Source organism: Actinomadura sp. NPDC048955 (assembly GCF_040649435.1).
Lineage (GTDB): Bacteria > Actinomycetota > Actinomycetes > Streptosporangiales > Streptosporangiaceae > Spirillospora > Spirillospora luteofluorescens.
In genome coordinates, this window is record NZ_JBEZJI010000023.1 from 1 (window position 1) to 21,496 (window position 21,496).

A 21,496-nucleotide genomic window follows, 5' to 3' on the forward strand; every position below is an offset into this window, starting at 1 on the left:
CAGTCGCTGTGCCTCAACGTCGAGGTGCTCTCCAGCGACGGCATGTCCATCGAGATGCGCGACACCGACGAGGACGTCTTCCGCGCCGCGGAGGAACTCGGCATCGACCTCTCCCGCCGCCCGAACGAGGGCGCGATGAACGTCGACGAGATCTGAGGCGCGGCGTCCCCGGCTTGAGCGCTCGCCTCCCGTCGCGGGAGGCGGCCGCCCGGGCCGGTGACCACCGGGCCGCCGGGGACGGTCACCGGCGCAGGTCGAGCGACAGGTGCGCGGACAGCGCACGCAGGAAGTCGGCGGCGTCGAACATCTCCCCGGCGGAGGCGGCACCGGTCGTCCTGGTCCGGCCGGTGAGGATGCGGTCGACCGCCTCCACCGCCAGCGGCGCGCTGACGGCGTAGATGTCCCGGCCGCTCGCCGTGGCGCGCCGTTCCTCGCCGCCGCAGCGCACGACGACGTCGACCAGGAACCTCTGGTCGGAGCGTCCGCGCTGGTCGGCCGCCGCCGGCGCCGGCGTGTCCGGGGCCGACAGGTCCTCGACCGCCTCGACGGTCATGTACGAGCGCACCTCGGGGACCGCCAGGTGGCTGGGGATCGTCACGACGTCGGCCATGCTGAACTCCCCGACGACGGGCCGGACGCCCATCGGCTCGGGGAACGTCCACTTCAACGAGGGGAGCGTGTCCTGGTGGTACTCCAGCCTTCCGCCGGTGTAGCGGACCCGCTGCCCGTCGCGGCGTTCGTGGGAGACCGCGCCCGCGGCGCGCGTGCCCGCGGTGGGGTGCCAGCTGCTCAGCCCGTAGGCGACGTGCACCTCGTCGGCGGCCGTCCAGTCGCCCATCGCGGCGGTGGCGAGCAGGTCGCCGAGGCCGCCGAAGAAGGCCATCGCCGGGACGATCGCGGTCCGCGCGTCGCGGGCGCGTTCGGCGAAGTGCGCGAACGTGTCGGCGTTGGCCTCGATCTCGGCCGCCACGTCCACGTAGGGGATGCCGGCGCGCAGCGCCGCTTCGGCCACCGGGGCGGCCGTCGCGGCGAAGGGCCCCGCGCAGTTGACGACCGCGGCGGCGCCGGCGAGCGCGCGGTCGAGCGACGCCGGATCGTCGGCCGCCGCGGGCCGGACGTCCAGGCCCGCGAAGGTCTCCGCCAGTGCTCGCAGCTTCCCTGCGTCGCGGCCGGAGGCCACCGGGACGAACCCGCGTTCCCGCAGCTCCGCCACCACGAACCGCCCGGTGTGCCCGTACGCGCCGAACACCGCGACCGTCTGCCCCGATCCCATCGTCTCTCCCGTCGTCTTCGGTCGAACCACTGGACCGATCATGGCGGTGGTGGACGTACCGCACGAGCGTCTGGAACGCCATGACTCGTACAATTCCGGACATGAGGACCGTCGCGGTCGCCGTCACCGACGGGATGCTGCACTTCGAGCTGTCGGTGGCCTACGAGGTGTTCGGCGGCGCGCCGGCCGGGGTGGCCGGGCCCTGGTACCGCCTCCTCGGCTGCGGTCCCGGCACCGTGCGGGCCGGCGGTTTCCGGCTGGAGCCCGACCACGGGCTGGACCGGCTGGCGAGCGCCGACACCGTGATCGTGCCGGGGTGGGCCGACGTCGACGCGGAGCCGCCCGGCGATCTCGTCGACGCGGTGCGCGCGGCCCATGAGGCGGGCGCCCGCGTGGCCTCGCTCTGCACGGGCGCGTTCGTGCTGGCCGCCGCCGGCCTGCTGGACGGGCGGCGCGCGACCACCCACTGGGCGCACACCGGGGCGCTGGCCGCGCGCTATCCCCGGGTGGAGGTCGATCCGGACGTCCTGTACGTGGACAACGGCAGCGTGCTCACCTCGGCCGGCAAGGCCGCCGCGATGGACCTGTGCCTGCACCTGGTCCGTCTCGACCGCGGCTCGGCGGTCGCGAACGCCGTCGCGCGCCGCCTGGTCGTGCCGCCGCACCGCGCGGGCGGCCAGGCCCAGTTCGTCCCGTCACCGGTGCCCGCCCAGGAGAGCCACCCGCTCGCCGAGCTGTTCCCGTGGGCGATCGAACGGCTGGACCGCCCGCTGACCGTGGAGGACCTGGCCCGCCGGGCCGCCATGAGCTCGCGCAATCTGGGCCGCCAGTTCAGGTCGGTGACCGGCACCACGCCGCTGCAGTGGCTGCTGACCCAGCGGATCCGCCGCGCCCAGGAGCTGCTGGAGACCACCGACGACAGCGTCGAGGCGATCGCGGCGGCCACCGGCATGGGGACCGGCGCGACGCTGCGCCGCCACTTCAACCGCACGGTCGGCGTCCCGCCCGACACCTACCGCCGCACCTTCCGGCGCTCTCACGCCGAGGGCGCCGCGGACAGGACCCCGTCCGGCGAAAGGCAGGCCGCGACATCGCGGACGTAGCGCCACCCGTTCCCGGACGCCTCCCGGCGCACCCGCCCCGGAGGACCTTCCTGCTCCTGGCTTAGGCGATCCGCCTGCCCGGTTTTCAACGCGGCCCGCGTCATGGCCGTGATCGAGACACGACCCGGCTCGTGCCGCAGGCGCGGCGCGATGCCGTTCAAGCGAGGGAGAGTGCATGGACACCGATGTGATCATTGTGGGCGCCGGTCCGACCGGCCTGATGCTGGCCTGCGAGCTGCGGTCGGCGGGGGTGAGGCCGCTGGTCCTGGAGCGCCGGCCGCAGCGCCGCGACACCCCGAAGGCCGGGGGACTGGGCGGGCAGATCCTGGAGCTGCTGCGCTACCGGGGGCTGCTGGAACGCTTCGAACAGGCCTGCACCGATCCCGTTCCGGCCCCTCGGTTCCCGTTCGGCGGGGTGCACCTGGACTTCACCCGCCTGCCGGACCCTCCGATGCACGCCCTGCCGCTGCCGCAGCAGCTGCTGGAAGGGCTCCTCGACGAGCGCGTGGAGGAGCTCGGCGCCGAGGTGCGCCGCGGGCACCAGGTCGCCGGGGTGAGCCAGGACGACGCCGCGGTGACCGCGGAGGTGCACGGCCCGGACGGGACCTACCGGGTGAGCGCCCGCTACCTGGTGGGGTGCGACGGTGCGCGCAGCCGCGTCCGCGACCGGGCCGGGATCGGCTTCCCCGGCACGACCTATCCGGAGGTCAACCGGCTGGCCCAGGTCACCCTGCCCGACACGGTGACAGTGCTGGGCGACGGCGGCCTGGACGTCCCCGGGTTCGGCACGATCCAGGCGGGGTTCACCCAGACCGAGCGCGGCATGTTCGGGCTCGGCTCGTCCCCGGACTCCAGGATCGTCTCCCTCTACACCAACGAGGACGAGGCCACCGAGTACGACGACGACGCGCCGATGACCGTGGCCGAATTCCAGGCCAGTATCCGGCGCGTGCTCGGCGCGGACCTGCCCGTCGGAGAGGCGCACCGGCTGTCGCGGTTCACCTTCCAGGCGCGGCAGGCCGAGCGCTACCGCCACGGGCGGATCCTGCTGGCCGGTGACGCGGCGCACCTGTTCCCCGCCACCGGCGTGGCGATCAACGCGGGCATGATGGACGCGGTCAACCTGGCGTGGAAGCTCGCCGCCGCCGTCGCGGGCGGGGCGCCGTCCGGCCTGCTGGACACCTACCACCGCGAGCGCCACCTCGCCGGCGCCCGCACGCTGCTGCACACCCGCGCCCAGGTGGCGCTGAGGCGCGCGCACGATCCCGCCGCCGAGGCGCTGCGCGAGCTCTTCCAGGAACTGCTGACCGACGAGCAGCCGCTGCGCCGCATGGGGGCGCTCCTGTCCGGCGCCGACATCCGCTACCCGATGCCCGGCGCCGCCCACCACCCGCTTGCGGGCGCCTTCGCGCCCGACCTCACCCTGCACACCGACCAGGGCGTCACCAGCGTCGCCGAACTCATGCGGCCGGCGCGGCCCGTCCTGCTCGACCTCGCCGACCGGTCGGACCTGCGCGAGGCGGCCCAGGGCTGGGAGCGCCGCGTCGACGTCCGCACCGCCAAGACCGGGGAGCGCCCGGCCGACGTCCTGCTGATCCGCCCGGACGCCCACATCGCCTGGGCCGCGGCCGTCGACGAACCCGCCGGCACTGCGGCACCAGCACTGCGCCAAGCGTTGTCCGACTGGTTCGGCGCCCCTGACGCCGACGACACCTGAGGGCGGAAGCCAGCGGTGCCCGCACGTTCACATCCGGGACGGGACGTCCTGCCCGGTGGGGCGCCAGCCGGCGGTCACGTCGTGCGAGTACAACCAGGAGACGCCGCGTTCGTAGAAGAGCTTCATCGCCGCGGGCATGACGAGGTTGCGGGCTTGGCGGGTGAGGAATCCCGCGGTCTTGGCGTCCCGGTTGGCGCCGGCTGATCGCACCATCTTGGCGATCCGTGCCCGCCGTCTCTGCTCGTAGAGGGCCAGGGCGGCGGGCACGTCGGCCTCCTGGAGCGTCCGGGCCAGGACGACGGCGTCCTCGATCGCCATGGACGCGCCCTGCCCGGCGCCGACCGGGTGGCCGGAGTCGCCGACGAGCACGGTCCGGTCGTCGCGCCAGACCGGGACCTCGGGCAGCACGTGCATGAGGGTGGGCCGGTGCCATTCGGTGACCCCGGCGAGCACCTCGGCGGGCATCTGCTCGCGCCGGTAGAGCTCTTTGACCAGGTCCAGGTCGATCGAGGCCGGGTCGGGCCGCCGGGGGGAGGCGACCTGCGCCGCCCACCAGACCGCGCCGTCCGGCGCGGCGAGGTAGACGAACGCGCCGTTGCGGCCGAAGACCATGTTGAACGCGCCGGGTTCCACGTCGACGCCGCGAGCGACCCCGGACGCCGTGTAGAGCCCCGCGTACCGGGGCTCCGGGGCCTCGGGGTCGAGGATCCGCCGGGTCGCCGACCAGATCCCGTCCGCTCCCACCAGCAGGTCGGCCTCGGCGCGGAGACCGCCGGCGAACTCCGCGCGGACCGCCGCGCCCCCGGTGGCCGCGCCCACCAGGCGTTCCCCGGTCACGACCCGGGCTCCGGCCCGGACGGCCTCCGCGCGCATCGCCTCCACGAGCCGTCCGCGCATCAGGGTGACGCTCATGAGGGAGTCGCCGGCCAGCCGTCCGCGCGGTGTGTCGCCCAGCCGCCTTCCCGTCTCGGCCCAGAGGCGCTGGCGGGGCACGGCGAAGCCCGCCCGCTGGACGGCCTCCAGGCAGCCGAGGGCGTCCAGACCGCGCAGCCCGTTGACCGCCAAGCTCAGGAACGAGCCGACCCGACCCGCCGGGTCGGCATACGCCTCGTACACCGTCACCTCGGCTCCGATGCGCCGCAGCGCGACGGCGCCGGCCGCTCCGGCGACCCCGCCACCGATCACGATGACTCGCACGACCCCTCCTGAATCCAAGTTCACCGAATCTGTATTCGGCGAATTCCGGCTCAGTATTTGGGATACTGCGTCTGCTGTCAACGGCGAACCGGAGGAGCCTCGTGAGCGGCGTGCGGAAGGCGAAGGCGGCCGAGACCCGGGCCGCACTCAAGGACGCCGCGCGTCAGGTGTTCATGGAGCGCGGCTACCTGAACACCAAGATCACGGACATCACGGCCGCGGCCGGCCGCGCCACCGGCTCGTTCTACGACCACTTCGCCGGCAAGGAGGAACTCCTGCAGGCCCTCATGGCCGACCTGGAGGAGCAGGCGGACGCGGAGGTCGCGGCCTCGGAGCACCCCCGCGACCACGACCTGTCCGACCGGGACCAGCTGCGCTGGCACCTGGCGATCGCCTGGCGCGCCTACCGGGAGCACCTTCCGGTGATCGCCGCCCGGCTGCAGTCGATCATGGCCGACGGTCCCGCGACCGGACGCGCCTGGACCGCCCTGGCCGCCGAGACCGGCACCTTCCGCGACCACCTCGAATGGCTCCGCGACCGGGGCCACCCGCTCCCCGGAGACCCGGCGCTGGTGGCCGCCGCCATCGGCTCGATGCTCTCGATGTTCGGCTACTCCGTCCTCGCCGCCGGAGACAACGCACCGGACGTCACCGACGACGAGATCATCGACACCCTGACCGACCTGCTCCTCCACGGTCTCGCCGGCCCCGCGGACCCCCGCCCCTGAACGATCCGGGCATCCGCGCCGCCGGGGCCCCGCCGGGCCGGGGACCTCCGCGGGCTTCGCCCGCCCAGGCGGCGAGCCCTGCGGCCATGAACGCCGCGCCCGTCGCCGAGACCGCGGCCCATCCACCGGACCGGTAGGCGGCCGCGCCCGCGGCGGAACCCGCCACGCCCCCGAGGGTGTAGAAGGTCATGTACACCGAGGCGACCCGCGACCGCCCCCCGTCCACGAGGCCGTAGACCACGCTCATGTTCAGCAGATGGGTGCCGTGGACCGCGACGTCCAGCACCAGGAGCCCGGCGATGAGCCATGCGAGCCCGTGGCCCCCGGCCGCCGACGCACCGAACGAGGCCACGCCCAGGACGAGCAGCACGCCGGTGGACGGGCGCTGCCACCCCCGGTCCGCGGCCCGGCCGGCGGCCTTCGCCGCGAACGCGCCCGCCACACCGACCAGCGTGAACAGTCCGATCTCCGCTTCGCCGTACCGGTACGGCGGCCCCGCCAGCACGAACGCCACGGTCGTCCAGAAGACCCCGAAGGCTCCGAAGACGCAGGCGCCGATCAGCGACCGCCGTCTCAGCAGCGGCTCGCTCCTCGCCAGGCGGAGGGTCGCCCGCAGTTGCGCGGCGTAGCCGATCGGAACCTCCGCGGCGGACGGCGGCATGACGCGCGCGAGCGCGGCGGCGAGCAGCAGCGTGACGGCCGCGGCCGCCAGGTAGAGCACGCGCCAGCCGAAGAACTCGGCGGTCAGCCCGGCGATCGTGCGCGAGAGCAGGATGCCGACCAGCCCGCCGCTGAGCATCGTCGAGACCGCCCGGCCGCGCTCGTGGTCGGCGGCGACGGTGGCCGCGTAGGGCACGAGGACGTTCACTACGCCCGCGCCCGCCAGCCCGATCACCGTCCCCGCGACGAGGAGCGCGCCGGCGGTGGGCGCCGTCGCCGTCGCCACCAGCGCCGCCGCTTCGGTCAGGAGCAGGAGGAAGACCAGGGGGCGCCTGCGGACGATGTCGCCGAGCGGCACCACCAGCACCAGCGCCAGCGCGTAGCCGACCTGCACGACGGTGGGCAGGTACCCGACGGAGGAGGCCGAGTACGAGCGCGCCATCTGCGGAAGCAGCGGCTGGCAGTAGTACAGGTTCGCGATGGTGAGGCCGTAGGCGACGGCCAGCAGCCAGACCGTGCGGCGCGGCGTGCGGCGCTCCCCACCGGACCACCGTCCCAGCAGCTCAGCAATGATCACAAGCGCGACGCTACGGCGGGTACGGGACGGGGATAAGGTCCGCTTCCGTTCCAGGATCTTGGCCCACTTGCGGCGCTGCTCCGTCTCGCGCCGCGGCCGCCGCTACCGCGTGAGCAGGGGGAGCGCAGGGAAGGCGTGGTCGCGCCACAGGAGCCGCGAGGCCCCCTCGGGGTAGGCGCTGATCGTCGACGGCGTGTCGAAGAGGCGGGTGAGGCGGCGCCGGGCGTCGTAGGCGGGCCAGCCCGGGTCGCCGTGAGCGGCGAAGTCCGTCCACGCTCCGCGGATCCGCGCGGACAACTCCTCCGCAGCCGGGGAGGGCGGATCGCCGATGAGCAGGGCGGGCCGTCCGCTGGTCAGGTTGCCGAAGACGAGCGGCACGTCCAGGCCGTGGCAGGCGCCGAGGCCGCCGCCGGCTCCCGGTGCGGGCCAGGTCAGTTCGTAGAGATGGGCCTGGCCGCCGCCGGCGATCTGCGCCTCGGCGAGGTGGAGGCTCGGCATGCGGAACAGCCAGTCCGCGTTGACCAGTTCGTACAGCTCCTCGTCGGACGCGGCCGGGAACGCCTCGCGGTACCGGCGTGCGCCGTCCGGGCCGGGGGCCAGCAGGTGGAGGGCGGTCTCGGTCTGCTCCCGCGTGACCTGGCCCAGCACGCCGTCGATCAGGCTGAACAACCGGTGCTCGTCACGGGTGTGCCCGACGAGCAGCGCGACGTCCCGGGCGGCGCCGGCGGCCAGTGCCTGCCACGGGGTGGACGGCAGGACGTCGCCGTCGACGACGGGTGCGAACGGGATCGGCCGGTGCGTGATCCGCCCCCAGCGCTCCCGCCGACGGGCCATCTCGGCGGAGACCGCGTCGCCCGCGGTGGGCAGCCGGGCCGGGGCCACCGCCGCCAGGTCGGACACCGTGGGCCTCAGACCGAGCCCGGCGGCGCAGGCCGCGGCGATGTCGGCGGCCAGTTCGGGGGAGAAGAAGGTGCCCGGCACGCTCTGCGCGACAGCCCGGCGGAAGAGCCCGGCGGCGCGCGGCATGGCCAGCAGCGCGGCGACCGATCCGCCGCCCGCCGACTGCCCGAACACGGTGACCTGGTCCGGGTCGCCGCCGAACACCCGGATGTTGTCCCGCACCCACTGCAGGGCCGCGACCTGGTCGAGCAGCCCCCGGTTGGCCGGTGCTCCGTCGATCTGCGCGAAACCCTCGACCCCGAGGCGGTAGTTGAGGGACACGACCACGGTGCCGCTTCCGGCCACGTGCCCGGCGTCGTATTCCGGGAGGCCGGAGTCGCCGATGACGTAAGCGCCGCCGGGGACCCAGACCATCACCGGGAGCCCTGCCACCGGATCCGGTTCCGGTGTCCAGACGTTGAGCGTCAGCCAGTCGTCGCCGGCGGTCTCCTGGGCCGTCCCGAGCACACCGGACTGCGGGGGCGGCGGTCCGAACGCCACAGCGGGGCGCACACCGTCCCAGCCGCGCGCCGGTCGCGGGGCGGCGAACCGGAGGGCGCCGACCGGCGGCTCGGCGAACGGGACACCGCGGAAGACCGCCAGGCCCGCCTCACGCGTGCCGCGCAGAACGCCTGCCGCCGTGCGGACTTCCGGCTCGGACCCCGAGGGCTTGCTTAACGCGGTGACGGCCACTTCGCGGTTTCCTTCCCTGCCGGTTCGGCAGAGCATCCCCGGGCGCGCCATCGGCTCGCAAGCGATTTAGACGGCCCCGACCGGTGTCGACACGCGCCGGTGAGCTCGCGGTGAGCATCCGGTGAGTCCCCTTCGCGACCGTTGGTCCATCGCCGGATCCGCCGCGGACCCGGCTACCGAACAGGGAGCGACGATGAACGTTCTGACCGGCACGACGGCTTTGGTGACGGGCGGCTCGCGGGGAATCGGCCGGGCGGTCGCGCTGCGGCTGGCGGCCGAGGGCGCGCTGGTCGCCGTCCACTACGGCGGGAACGAGGAGGCGGCCAAGGAGACCGTGGCGCGGATCGAGGAGGCGGGCGGCCGTGCGTTCGCGATCCGGGCCCGGTTCGGCGAGGACGGCGCGGTGGACCGCCTGTTCGAGCAGCTGTCCGCGGGGCTGGCACGGGCCGGGCGTGAAGGGGCCGGGCTGGACGTCCTGGTCAACAACGCGGGCATCAGCTCGACCAGCCCGATCTCGCAGGTCACCGAGGCGGAGTTCGGCAGGCTGCTGGAGGTCAACGTCACCACCCCGTTCTTCGTGATCCAGCGCGCGATGGCGCTGCTCAACGACGGTAGCCGCATCATCAACATGGGCTCGACGGCCAGCCGGTTCGCGGTCTCCACCCAGATCGGCTACACGATCAGCAAGGCGGCGCTGGAGTCGATGGCGCCGTCGCTGGCAAACGAGCTCGGCCGCCGCGGCATCACGGTGAACACCGTCGCGCCCGGCGCGGTGCGCACCGACATGACCGCGGGCTACACCTCCATCCCCGAGGTGGTCGCCGGGCTGGAGTCGATCACCGCGCTGGGACGGCTGGGCGAGCCCGAGGACGTCGCGGACGTCGTCGGATTCCTGGCGGGACCGCAGGGCCGGTGGGTGACCGGCCAGACCGTCGACGTCTCGGGCGGGACGTTCCTCGGCCCGATCGCTCCGTGATCCACGCCGGTGGATAATCACCGGCATGCGGTTCGGGATCCTCGGCGAGACCAGGGCGTGGCACGGCGACGGCCGCGAGGTCCCGCTGGGCGGTCCGGCCCGGCGGGCGCTGCTGGCCCTGCTGCTGGTGCGCCCCGGAGAGGTCGTCTCGTCGGACCGGCTGATCGACGAGATCGACCCCGCCGGGGCCCTGTCGGCGCATTCGCTGCAGTCCCAGGTTTCCCGGCTCCGTGCGGCTCTGGGCGCCGGAGCCGCGATCGAACGGGCCGGAGCGGGCTACCGGATCGTGGCCGATCCGGACGACGTCGACGCCGCCCGGTTCGAGCGGCTGGCCGGAGCGGGCCGGATGGCGCTGGCCGACGGCGACGCCGGACGGGCGGCCGCTCTGCTGCGCGAGGCCCTGGAGCTGTGGCGGGGACCGGCACTCGCCGACCTGCCCGAGAGCGATACGGCCCGGGCCGCCGCCGCACGGCTGGAGGAGCGGCGCCTCACGGCGCTCGAAGACCGCATCGAGGCCGGGCTCCGGCTCGGCGAGCACGGCGCGGCCGTGCCCGAGCTGCGCGAGCTGGCCGGCCGCCACCCGCTCCGGGAACGGCTCGCCGGGCTGCTGATGCGGGCGCTCTTCGCCGGGGGCGGGCAGGCCGAGGCGCTGGTGGTGTTCGAGGAGACCCGCCGCCATCTGGCCGACGAGCTGGGCGCCGACCCGTCGGCCGAGCTGACCGCGTTGCACCGGGAGCTGCTCAGCGCCGATCCGGCGCCCGCGCCCGCCGCGCCGCCCGCCCAGCTGACGAACTTCGTGGGCCGCGCCGGCGAGGTGGACGAAGTCGCCGGGCTGCTGCGCGTGGCCCGGCTGGTCACCCTGACCGGGCCCGGCGGCGTCGGCAAGACCCGGCTGTCGGTCGAGGTCGCGGACGCCGAGGCGGCGGCCGGGGTCTGCTTCGTGGAACTGGCGCCGCTGCGCGACGGAGCCGGGCTGCCGCAAGCCCTGCTGGGCGCGCTCGGCCTGCGCGAGAACGGTCTCCAGATGGACGGCGGTGCTCGGACGCCGGTCGACCGTCTGATCGCGGCGCTGGCGGACCAGGTGCTGCTCCTCGTCCTGGACAACTGCGAGCACGTCATCGACGACGTCGCGACGCTGGCGGCACGGCTGCTGGCGACCTGCCCGCGGCTGCGCGTGCTGGCGACGAGCCGGGAGCCGCTCGGCATCATCGGCGAGCACCTCTTCCAGGTGCGGCCGCTCGACGCGGACGCGGCCGTCCGGCTGTTCACCGAGCGGGCCGGCGCCGTGCGGCGGGGCTTCACCGCCGACCCCGGACTCCTCCGGCGGATCTGCGCGGCGCTCGACGACCTGCCGCTGGCCATCGAGCTCGCGGCGGCGCGGTCGCGCACCCTGGACATCGACGACCTCGCCGGACGGCTGGACGATCTGCTCGGCGTCGCCGCCCGCGGCAACCGCACGGCCGACGAGCGGCACCGCACGCTGCGCTCGGTGGTCGCGTGGAGCTGGGACCTGCTCTCCGAGCCCGAACAGCGGGCGGCGCGGCGGTTCACGGTCTTCGCCGGGGGCGCGACGGCCGAGTCCGCGCTGCGCGTGTGCGGCACCGACGGCGAGACGCTGGAGTCACTGGTCGACAAGTCGCTGCTGGAGTTCGCCAACGGCCGCTACCGGATGCTGGAGACGATCCGCGCCTATGGTGCCGAACAGCTCGATGCCGCGGGGGAACGCACGTCCCTGCGGCGCGCCCACGCCAAGCGCGTCCTGGAACTGGTCCGGACGGCCGACCCGCATCTGCGGCGGGCCGAGCAACTGGAGTGGCTGCCGGTCGTAGCAGCCGAGCACGGCGACCTCGTGGCGGCGCTGCACTGGGCGGTCGAGGAGCCGGAAGTGCGGACGGCCTTCGAACTGCTCGCCTCGGCGTTCAACTACCTGTGGATCCGGGGCGCGTCCGCGTCGGCCGCGCCGCAGGCGACCGTGCTCCTCGCGGCGGTCGGCGAGGCGATCCCCGACGGGCTCGGCGAGGAGTACGCGGCGTGCGCGCTGCTCGCCGCGTCGGCGTCGGCGTCGGGCGACGCGGGGCAGCGGATATGGCAACGCCATCGGCCGGTGGCCGCGAAGGCGCTGGCGGCCGCGTGGCCCGGCGACCGGCCGGGCCGCTACCCCGTCGTCCTGCTGCTGTGGATGATGCGCAACGCGATCGGACCCGACCCGGAGGGCGCTTTCGCGCTCGTCTCGTCCCAGCGCGACTGCGCCGAGCCGTGGGCTCAGGCCGTCGCGCATTACGTGTCAGGGTTCGGGCATCTCGGCGAGGGGGACTCCGCGGCGGCCGAGGCCGCCTTCCGCGAGGCCCTGCGGGGCTTCCGCTCCCTCGGTGACCGGTGGGGAATCGCCCTTGCCCTGGACACGCTCGCCGGGACGGCCTCCGCGCGCGGCGACCGCGGGCGGGCGGTCGCGTTGACCGACGAGGCCCTCGCGCTCACCGAACGGCTCGGCGCCCTGGAGGACAGCGCCGACCTGCTGGTCAACCGGGGCGACTACCGCGCCGCCGGCGATCCGGCGGCGGCCCGGGCCGACTACGCGCAGGCCGCCGTGCTCGCCCGCCGCGCCGGCAGCTCCACCTACCTGGCGGCGGCCCTGCGCGGCCTCGGCGACATCGCCCTGGAAGAGGGCGACCTGGGCGAGGCGGAACGGCTGTACGGGGAAGCGCTGGACCGGATCGACCCGCACTGGATCAAGAGCCTGGGGCCGCGCCTGCGGACGCTCATCGGACTGGGGCGCGTCGCCGACGCCCGCGGCCACGACGCCGAGGCGCGCGAGCGTTACCGGGAGGCCGCCGCGGCGGCGGACGGGATGGGGACGCCCGCACGGGAAGTGCTGCGGATTCTGGGGCTCTCCGAGGAGGTCGTCGACACCGCGCTGAGCGCGGTGAGCGCACGGTGAGCTCGCGGTGAGCGTCCCCCGAGAAGCTCCGAGGCATGACGGACCTCAAGGTACTGATCTCCGGCGCCTCCGTCGCCGGCCCCGCGCTCGCCTACTGGCTTCACCGGCACGGGTTCCAGGCCACCGTCCTGGAACGCGCCCCCGCCCTCCGCGACGGCGGCTACGCCGTGGACTTCCGCGGCGAGGCCCACCTGACGGTCCTACGCCGCATGGGCGTCCTGGCCGACATCGAACGCGCCCGTACCGGCGTGGGCTCCATGTCGTACGTCAACAGCGCGGGCAAGCAGCAGGCCAAGCTGCCCGCCGACCTGTTCGCCGGGGACGTCGAGATCCTCCGGGGCGATCTGGCCAGGATCCTGTACGACGTGACCAGGCAGCACACCGACTACGTCTTCGGCGACTCCATCACCTCGCTCACCGAGGACGCCCACGGTGTGACCGTGACCTTCGAGCGGGGCGCGCCGCGCCGGTTCGACCTGGTGGTCGGCGCGGATGGGCTGCACTCCAACACCCGCCGTCTGACGTTCGGGCCGGAGGAGCGGTTCGTGAAGCACCTCGGCGTCAACTGCGCGATTTTCACCACGGCCAACCATCTCGGCCTCGACCACACCGGCCACGCCTACCGCACCGCGGGCAAACTCGTCGCGATGTACAGCGCCCGCCACAACGCCGAGGCGAAGGCGGTCTTCTACTTCGCCTCGCCGCAACTGGACCTGGACCGCCGCGACGTGGCGGGCCAGCAGGCCGTCCTCACCGAGACCTTCACCGGCAACGGCTGGCAGAGCGACCGGTTGCTGCACGACATGCGGTACGCGCCCGACTTCTACTTCGACTCGGTCGGCCAGGTCCACATGGACACCTGGTCGCGCGGCCGGGTGGCGCTGGTCGGCGACGCCGCCTACTGCCCGTCCTCCCTGTCCGGCATGGGGTCGGGGCTCGCCCTGGTCGGCGCGTACGTGCTGGCGGGCGAACTGGCCGCAGCGGACGGCGACCACCGGGTCGCGTTCGCGCGGTACGAGGAGGAGATGCGCGAGTACGCGGTGGGCTGCCAGAAGATGGGCGACGGCGTCGCCAAGCTCATGGTCCCCGGGAACCGCGCCCTGGCCACGCTCCTCAACCGGTACTACAAGGTCATGCCGTACCTGCCGGGAAAGAACATGGCCGCCAAGATCGCCCGTAAGGCCGCGGAGAACATCACCCTCCGCGACTACCGCGAACTCGCCCAACGCTCAGCGCCTCGGCGGTGACCCGCAGTGCCTGCGGCGGCCGACGCGGTACCGCGACCCGGATCGGAGTGAGCCGCCTGCGCCCTAGATGAGACAGCTTTGTCTCATATGAGGTACGGTCGACTCATGGGCTTTGATCGTGATCAGGTGCTGCGTGCCGCCGCCGATCTGCTGGCGCGCAAGTCCACGGCGACGACCGAAGAGGTCGCCCGGGCCGCGGGGATCAGCAGGGCGACGCTGAACCGGCACTTCCCCGGACGCGATGCCCTGATACGCGCCTTGGAGGACTTCGGCATCGCCGAAGTCAAGGCGGCTCTGGACGCGGCCCGCCTGGAGGAGGGCACGTCCGAGGAGGCGGTGCGCCGCCTGGTTCGCGCGATCGAACCGTGTGCGGGTCTCCTTGCCTTCCTCTACTCCGAGAACCAGCTCTTCGAGGGTGAGGATCAGAACGAGGGCTGGTCGCTCATCGACGAGCGGCTCACCGATCTGTTCCGCCGGGGCCAGGAAAGCGGCGTGTTCCGCATCGACCTCAGTGCGGCATGGCTCGCCGAGGCCCTCTACGGCCTGTTGGCCGCCGGCGGCTGGGCCGTCATCGAAGGCCGGGTGGCCCGCAACGACATCGCCCACATGATCGTCGAGTTGCTGCTCGGAGGCGCGATGCGGCGAGACGGATCATGACCTCTGTCCCGCGGCAGGCTGAGCGGGGCATCGCACAGCGGGCTCCGGGCCGCTGGATCGCCCTCGGCGTCCTCGTCCTCGCCGTGCTGCTCGTCGCGGTGGACGCCACCGTTCTCGGCCTGGCCACGCCCTACCTCAGTGAGGACCTGCAGCCTTCGGGCACCCAGCTGCTGTGGATCGGCGACGCCTACTCGTTCGTGATCGCCGGCCTGCTCGTCTCCATGGGCAGTCTGGGCGACCGTGCCGGCCGCAAGCGCCTGCTGCTGGCCGGAGCGACCGCGTTCGGGCTGGTCTCGGTGCTGAACGCCTACGCGCAGACCCCCGAGATGATGATCGTCGCCCGGGCGCTGCTCGGCGTCGCCGGCGCCACGCTGATGCCCTCCACCCTCGCGCTGATCCGCAACGTCTTCGAGGACCCCCGTGAGCGCACCCTCGCCATCGGCATCTGGAGCGCCGCCGCCTCGGCGGGGATGGCGGTCGGCCCGATCGTCGGCGGCCTGCTGCTGGAGCACTTCTGGTGGGGCTCGGTGTTCCTGATCAACATGCCCGTGATGGCGCTGCTGGTCGTCGTCGGGATCAAGATGCTGCCGGAGTCGCGCAACCCCTCCCCGGGGCCGTGGGACCTGCCGAGCGTCGTCCTGTCGCTGATCGGCATGGTCGGCGTCGTGTACGCGGTCAAGGAGGCCGCCGCCGGCGGGTTCACCTGGCCCGCCCTCGCGGCGGGCCTGCTCGGTGCGGCGGCTCTCCACGCGTTCGTCCGGCGTCAGCGGAGGCTGCCCGTCCCGCTGGTGGACGTCCGGCTGTTCCGCAACCGCGGCTTCAGCGCCGCCGTCCTGGCGAACCTGCTGACCATCCTCGGGCTTTCCGGACTGCTGTTCTTCCTCTCCCAGTACCTGCAGCTCGTCCAGGACCGGTCTCCCTTCCGTGCGGGCCTCGCCGAGCTGCCGGCCGCCGCCGGCGCGGTGGTGGCCGGCCTGATCGCCGGCGCCGCGGCGCGACGCTTCTCGGCGCGCACGGTCGTCTCCGGCGGCCTGGCCGTCATCGGCCTGGCCCTGGCCGCACTCACCACGATCACCCAGTCGACCGGCTACCCCCTGCTGGGCACCCTGTTGCTGCTGGTCGGCTTCGGCGCCGGGCTGTCGTTCACGATCACCTCGGACATCATCCTCACCGCCGTCCCCAAGGAGCAGGCCGGCGCCGCATCCGCGGTCTCGGAGACGGCATACGAACTGGGCACCGCCCTGGGCATCGCCCTGCTGGGCTCGATCGTCACCAACATCTACCGGGACTTCCCCGGACCGGCCGCCACACCGGAGGCGGCACGCGAATCACTGGCCGGAGCCGTCGTGGCCGCCGCGCACATGCCCGCCGACGCGGCAGCGGCGTTGCTGCGGGCGGCACGCGAGTCCTTCGTCGACGGAGTGGCTCTCGCCGCCGGAGTCGGCGCCGGCCTGCTGCTTCTCGCCGCCGGCATGGCCTGGTTCCTGCTGCGCGGCCAGAAGCCGACCAGCGAACCCGTCCAGCCAACAGCGACAGCGGGATCAGCCGCGCACCGCCGATAGATGCGTAAATCTCCCAGGCCCGGCAGTACAAGACGCCTGAGGATTCGGATCGAGGTGGTCTCCTCCTCGCGGACGACATCGGCTACCGGGGTATCACTTCGACTCGGCTCCCCGGCGTGACGCCTACGTCCCGACCGTCTTCCTACCCTGCCCGGCCAGCTAGGACGTGACTGAGGGAGAAGGACGGATGCGCCCATTGCAGAACCGCTCCACCACCGGCCGAATCGGCCACCGCGAGGCAGCGCCCTCCGGGCACGCGCGGCCGGCAATAGGGTGGCGCTCATGACGCCCGAGGAACCCCCGCGTGCGCTGCTCGCCGGGGCGTCGCGTCGGTCGGTGCGGCTGCTTCCGTGGGGGGTGGCGTTCGTGCTGTGCGCGGCCCTGCTGCCCACCACGCTCACGGTGCTCAGCGTCGACTACGGTCTGAACGGCGGCATCGCGGGCGCGCTGGCCATGGCGCAGGCGGCGCCGCTGCTGCTCGCCGTCGTCCGCCCGCTGCGGGCCTGGTACGTGATCTTCGCGGCGGACGTGGCCGGTGCGCTCGCGCTGCTCACCGTCGACTTCGAAGAGCGGCTCCTCTGGCCGTTCCCGCCCATGGAGATCGTCGGGTACGTCGGCCTCTGCCTCGCGCTCGGCCTGCGCGAGTCGCGCCGGACGCTGCTGGCGGTGTGGCTGGCGACGGCGGGCGCGAGCGTCGGCCTGGGGTTCGTCGCGCCGCACGGCACGAGCGCCAGGGAGACGCTGCTCCCGATCCTCGGCGGCGTCGCGCTCGTGCTCGGCGGCGCGCTCCGCGCGTGGCACGAGGCGCAGCGCAGGCTGGCCGAGCAGCAGACGATCAGCGAGGCCGAGCGTGACCGGCGAACGCTGCTGGAGGAGCGCGCCCGCATCGCGCGCGAGCTGCACGACGTGGTGGCGCACCACATGTCCGTCATCACGGTGCAGGCGGACACCTCGGTGTACCGCCTCGACGGGCTGCCGCCGGACGCGCAGGAGGAGTTCACCTCCATCGCGGCGACCGCCCGCGAGTCGCTCGGCGAGATGCGCCGCCTCCTCGGCGTGCTGCGCGACGAGGAGACGCACGGCGAGCTCGCGCCCCAGCCGGGCCTCGAGCGGATCGGGCAGATGGTGAAGGCGACGGTCAGGGCGGGCATACCGGTGGAGTTCGCCTCCTGCGACGCCGAGGTGCCCGACGCGGTGGGGCTCACCGCGTACCGCATCGTCCAGGAGGCCCTCGCGAACGTCGTGCGGCACGCGCCGGGCGCGCCGACGCGCGTGTCAGTGGCGCAGGACGAGGGCCGGCTCGTCGTCCTCGTCGTCAACGGCCCTCCGCCCGAGCCGCCCGCCGCGCCGCTGGAGGACCGCGGCACGGGGCACGGCCTCGTCGGCATGCGGGAACGGGTGCGGCTCAGCGGCGGCACCCTCGAAGCGGGGCCGCTGCCGGACGGCGGCTTCCGCGTGGCCGCCCGGCTCCCCCTGACGGAAAGGGACCTCACGTGACGACGCGCGTCATCATCGTCGACGACCAGGCCATGGTGCGGGCCGGGTTCGCCGCACTGCTCGCCGCCCAGAACGACATCGAGGTGGTGGGCGAGGCCGCCGACGGTGCGCAGGGCGTCGAGCTGAGCCGGCGCACCCATCCCGACGTCGTGCTGATGGACGTCCGCATGCCCGAGATGGACGGCCTGGAGGGCGCGCGCCGCCTCCTCGCGCCACCGCCCGGCGTGACGCACCGGCCACGCGTCCTGATGCTCACCACGTTCGACGTCGACGACTACGTCTACGAGGCGCTGCGGGCGGGCGCGAGCGGTTTCCTGCTGAAGGACGCGCCACCGGCCGACCTCATCGCGGCGGTGCGCGTCGTCGCCTCGGGCGACGCGCTGCTCGCGCCCTCCGTGACGCGCCGCCTCATCGCGGACTTCGCCCGGCAGCGTCCCCCCGCCCTGGGCAAGCCCGCCCTGCGGCTCAAGGCCCTGACGGAACGCGAGACCGAGGTCCTCACCCTGGTGGCCCGCGGCATGTCCAACTCGGAGATCGCGGAGATGCTGGTGCTGGCCGAGCAGACGGTGAAGACGCACGTGAGCCGCGTCCTCACCAAGCTCGACCTGCGCGACCGCGCCCAGGCGGTGGTCTTCGCGTACGAATCGGGGCTGGTGACCCCGGGCGAATAGGCCGCCCTCTCCACCACCCCCCACCGCCGTAGCACCTCCACATCGGCTCCCGGGTATGACGCCCGGCGCGCGACCGTCCTCGCAGACTCCACCCGGTCGGTACGAGAGACGAAGGGCGGATGGATGAGGCAACGCAGCGGCAAACGGTTCATCGCGGTCACGGACCTTTCCGGATCCGGCAACCCCCTCCTGCACTGGCCGAGGCGCCCGCCGGCGACCGCGGTGGGCGTGGCTCCGCGGCCACGCTGATCCCGATGACGCACGGCACGACCGGCGTCCCCGCGCGTGCCCCTTGGACCGCGCATCTTTCGCTGTAGCCGCCGTCGGTCTGGCGCACGCCCGAGGGCTGGAACCGCATCCGCCCCGCACCACTTCTCCCGAAAACGAAGGAGGTATGGACATCCATGCCCGCAACTCTGGCTCCTCCCGTGTCCCCGCCCCGCATCCGGAAGGGCGCCGTCTGGGCCCTCGGCCTGCTGGCGGCCGCCACCGGGACCCTGGAATCGGTGGTGGCGCCGACGCTCCCGCTGCTTCAGCGCGAACTGTCGATGAGCCCTGCTCAGGGGGCCCTGCTCAGCATCGCGATGCTCATCACCGGTGCCCTCGTCGCGCCCGTCGCGGGCGGTCTCGGTGACCGGCATGGCGGGAAGCGCGTCATGATCCGGCTGATGGCGGTGGTCGCGGCCGGCGGCCTGGTGTCCTCGGTGGCGCCGAACCTGCCGGTGCTGCTGCTGGGGCAGGTACTGCAGGGCGCGATGGTCGGCGCGATGCCGCTCTCGTTCATCCTCGTGCGCAAGCACCTCCCGGTGGGCGAGTCGCAGGTGGCCATCGGGGTGGTCAGCGGGATGTTCGTGGGCGGCGGCATGCTCGGCACACTGATCGCCGGGCCCATCGCGGAAGGCCTGTCGCGGCACTGGATGTTCGCGGTCCCGACGCTCGCGATCGTCGTGGCGACCCTGTTCGTCCACCTGCTGATGCCGGACGATCCGCCGGCCCGTTCGGGCGGCCGTATCGACTGGCCCGGCCTGGTCCTGCTGAGCGGCGTCCTGCTGACGCTCATGCTCGGGCTTGCGCTGGCGCCCGATCTCGGCTCGCGGCCCCTCGCCCTCGGCGGGCTCGTCCTCGTCCTGGCCGCCTTCGTGGCCGGATGGACGGCCGTCGAGCGTCGTGCGGCCTCGCCGATGGTCGATCTGCGCCTGCTCGCGAAGCCCGCGATCTGGAGTTCCTATCTGATCACGTTCGCGGTCTGCGTCGGCACCGCGGTGTCGATGTACCTCGTTCCGCAACTGTTCGCGGTGTCCGGCGACGGCTACGGCTTCGGCGCCGGCTCCACCGACATCGGGCGTTACCTGCTGCCCGGCGCCGTCACGGCGGCGATCAGCGGGCCGCTCGGCGGAGCCGCGGTGCGGCGCTTCGGCGCGGGCGCGGTGGTCACCGCCGGAATCGGCGTCATGGCGGCCACGCTGGCCGGCCTGGCGATCCTGCACACCGAGGTCTGGCACCTCGCCGCGGGCAAGGCGCTGATCGCCCTGGCCAGCGGCGTCTGCGTCACGGCGATGGTCGTCCGGACGGCCACCTCCGTCGAGCACGGCGACACCGGAACCGCCACCAGCCTGGTCCTGGTGACGCGGGTGATCGGCTTCGCCGCGGGCGCCCAGGTCAGCGGCGCCCTCCTCACCGCCGGCACCCCGTCCGGGTCGGACGTCCCAGCCGAATCGGCCTTCGTCACCGGTTTCGTCATCGCCGGCGCCGTCACAGCACTGTCCCTGCTCGCCGTCCGCACCATGAGCAAAGGAGCTAACAAATGACCCGAACTGACGTGATGACGGCCGCTCGTACCGCGCCGAAGCGCGAGGTCCTGATATCGGGAGCCGGGATCGCAGGCCTCACCCTCGCATTCTGGCTGAACCGTCACGGACTCGCTGTCACGGTGGTGGAGAAGGCGGGCACGCTTCGCAGCGGTGGTTATCCCATCGACGTGCGCGGCACCGCACTTGAGGTCGTTCGGCGGATGGGCATCCTGCCGCAGCTGCGGGACGCGCACGTCGACCTGCGGCGGCTGACCTTCCTCGACGAGGACGGCGGAGAGGTGGCCTCGGTCGACCCCCACGCCGTCACCGGCGGCGTCGCGGAACGAGACCTGGAGGTGCGGCGCGGCGATCTGACCGACACTCTGTACGCGGCGGTCAGTGACGACGTGGAGATTCTGTTCGACGATTCCATCGCCACCCTCGACCAGTCTGGCCACGGAGTGGACGTCAGTTTCCACGGGGGCGGCACGCGTACATTCGACATGGTGTTCGGTGCGGACGGCGCGCACTCCCGTACCCGGGAGATGCTGTTCGGCCCCGAAGAACGGTTCCACCGATACCTCGGCTACTGCTTCGCCGTGTTCACCATGCGCAACACCTTCGGACTTTCCCACGAGACCGTCATGTGGAATACGCCGGGCAGGGCTGCGGCACTCTACGCCGTGGGCGACGACGACGAAGTGCACGCGTTCCTGAACTTCGCTCGGCAAAGGCCACCGTCCGACGCATGGAGGAACCCGGAAGCCCAACGGGAGATGGTCGCCGCCGTCTTCGCCGACGCGGGATGGGAGGTCCCGAGCATGCTGGACGCCATGCGCGACACGTCCGACCTGTTCTTCGACGGAGTCGGCCAGATCCGGATGCCCCACTGGTCCAGCGGCAGGGTCGCGCTGGTGGGAGACGCCGCGTACGCGCCCTCGTTCCTCACGGGGCAGGGCACCAGCCTCGCGCTCGTCGGCGCGTACATGCTCGCCGGTTCCCTGGCCGGTCGGGACCACACCGCGGGCTTCGCCGCCTACGAACGCGACACCCATGAGTTCGTGACACTGAACCAGGGGCTGGTCGGCGAGGGCGGTGCCGCACTGTTCCCGACCACCGCCCAAGCCCTGGAACAGCGAAACGAAAGGCTGCGCAAGCTCGAAGCCATGCCCGCCACGGGCGGACGAGCAGCCCACTCGGCCCTCACTCTGCCCGAGTTCATACCCTCAACCTGAGCGCGAGTCCCTGCGGCGAACGCTGCGTCGCGCTGC

The 21,496-nt window shown here is 73.4% G+C and carries 16 protein-coding genes; 12 read left to right on the top strand and 4 right to left on the bottom strand.

Annotated elements, in window-relative coordinates; translation table 11 throughout:
- Positions 1-241: 241 nt before the first annotated feature.
- Positions 242-1,273, bottom strand: a complete 1,032-nt coding sequence (locus AB0C84_RS22030) for a saccharopine dehydrogenase NADP-binding domain-containing protein (protein ID WP_361069239.1) — start codon at positions 1,271-1,273, stop codon at positions 242-244.
- 101 nt (positions 1,274-1,374) lie between these two features.
- Between AB0C84_RS22030 and AB0C84_RS22035 the strand changes: the two genes are divergently transcribed.
- Positions 1,375-2,376 (top strand): helix-turn-helix domain-containing protein, encoded by a 1,002-nt coding sequence (locus AB0C84_RS22035; protein ID WP_361069242.1) that lies wholly within the window; start codon positions 1,375-1,377, stop codon positions 2,374-2,376.
- A gap of 175 nt (positions 2,377-2,551) precedes the next feature.
- The gene (locus AB0C84_RS22040; RefSeq protein ID WP_361069245.1) at positions 2,552-4,093 is read left to right on the top strand and encodes an FAD-dependent monooxygenase; all 1,542 of its coding nucleotides are present in this window, start codon (positions 2,552-2,554) and stop codon (positions 4,091-4,093) included.
- Positions 4,094-4,120: 27 nt separating this feature from the next.
- Here the strand turns inward: AB0C84_RS22040 and AB0C84_RS22045 are convergent, their stop codons facing one another.
- A complete protein-coding gene (locus AB0C84_RS22045; RefSeq protein ID WP_361069248.1) occupies positions 4,121-5,290 on the bottom strand; it encodes an FAD-dependent monooxygenase in 1,170 nt (389 codons plus the stop codon).
- A 101-nt stretch (positions 5,291-5,391) separates the two neighbouring features.
- Between AB0C84_RS22045 and AB0C84_RS22050 the strand changes: the two genes are divergently transcribed.
- Complete coding sequence (locus AB0C84_RS22050) at positions 5,392-6,018, top strand: TetR/AcrR family transcriptional regulator (RefSeq protein ID WP_361069251.1); 627 nt, start codon at positions 5,392-5,394, stop codon at positions 6,016-6,018.
- On the opposite strand, the gene AB0C84_RS22055 is transcribed toward AB0C84_RS22050, so the two are convergent.
- Positions 5,954-7,255 (bottom strand): MFS transporter, encoded by a 1,302-nt coding sequence (locus AB0C84_RS22055; protein WP_361069254.1) that lies wholly within the window; start codon positions 7,253-7,255, stop codon positions 5,954-5,956. The genes AB0C84_RS22050 and AB0C84_RS22055 overlap by 65 nt on opposite strands.
- A gap of 102 nt (positions 7,256-7,357) precedes the next feature.
- Positions 7,358-8,887, bottom strand: coding sequence for a carboxylesterase family protein (locus AB0C84_RS22060; protein ID WP_361069257.1), 1,530 nt, complete (start codon positions 8,885-8,887; stop codon positions 7,358-7,360).
- Between the two features lie 193 nt (positions 8,888-9,080).
- On the opposite strand from AB0C84_RS22060, the gene AB0C84_RS22065 reads away from it, so the two are divergent.
- The 9 genes from AB0C84_RS22065 to AB0C84_RS22105 all read left to right on the top strand — a co-directional run bounded on the left by AB0C84_RS22065 (position 9,081) and on the right by AB0C84_RS22105 (position 21,460).
- Complete coding sequence (locus AB0C84_RS22065; RefSeq protein ID WP_361069260.1) at positions 9,081-9,863, top strand: SDR family oxidoreductase; 783 nt, start codon at positions 9,081-9,083, stop codon at positions 9,861-9,863.
- A gap of 25 nt (positions 9,864-9,888) precedes the next feature.
- On the top strand, positions 9,889-12,801 hold the full coding sequence (locus AB0C84_RS22070; RefSeq protein WP_361069263.1) for a BTAD domain-containing putative transcriptional regulator: 2,913 nt from the start codon (positions 9,889-9,891) through the stop codon (positions 12,799-12,801).
- A 35-nt stretch (positions 12,802-12,836) separates the two neighbouring features.
- Positions 12,837-14,048: an FAD-dependent monooxygenase gene (locus AB0C84_RS22075; protein WP_361069266.1), complete on the top strand. Its 1,212-nt coding sequence runs from the start codon at positions 12,837-12,839 to the stop codon at positions 14,046-14,048.
- A 105-nt stretch (positions 14,049-14,153) separates the two neighbouring features.
- Positions 14,154-14,705: a TetR/AcrR family transcriptional regulator gene (locus AB0C84_RS22080; protein WP_361069269.1), complete on the top strand. Its 552-nt coding sequence runs from the start codon at positions 14,154-14,156 to the stop codon at positions 14,703-14,705.
- On the top strand, positions 14,702-16,267 hold the full coding sequence (locus tag AB0C84_RS22085) for an MFS transporter (protein ID WP_361069273.1): 1,566 nt from the start codon (positions 14,702-14,704) through the stop codon (positions 16,265-16,267). Before AB0C84_RS22080 ends, AB0C84_RS22085 begins: the two co-directional genes overlap by 4 nt.
- Before the next feature lie 282 nt (positions 16,268-16,549).
- Complete coding sequence (locus AB0C84_RS22090; RefSeq protein ID WP_361069276.1) at positions 16,550-17,764, top strand: sensor histidine kinase; 1,215 nt, start codon at positions 16,550-16,552, stop codon at positions 17,762-17,764.
- A complete protein-coding gene (locus AB0C84_RS22095; RefSeq protein ID WP_258939706.1) occupies positions 17,761-18,435 on the top strand; it encodes a response regulator transcription factor in 675 nt (224 codons plus the stop codon). Before AB0C84_RS22090 ends, AB0C84_RS22095 begins: the two co-directional genes overlap by 4 nt.
- Positions 18,436-18,839: 404 nt before the next feature.
- Positions 18,840-20,243, top strand: a complete 1,404-nt coding sequence (locus AB0C84_RS22100; protein WP_361069280.1) for an MFS transporter — start codon at positions 18,840-18,842, stop codon at positions 20,241-20,243.
- Positions 20,240-21,460 (top strand): FAD-dependent monooxygenase, encoded by a 1,221-nt coding sequence (locus AB0C84_RS22105; protein ID WP_361069283.1) that lies wholly within the window; start codon positions 20,240-20,242, stop codon positions 21,458-21,460. Before AB0C84_RS22100 ends, AB0C84_RS22105 begins: the two co-directional genes overlap by 4 nt.
- The last annotated feature ends 36 nt before the right edge of the window (positions 21,461-21,496 follow it).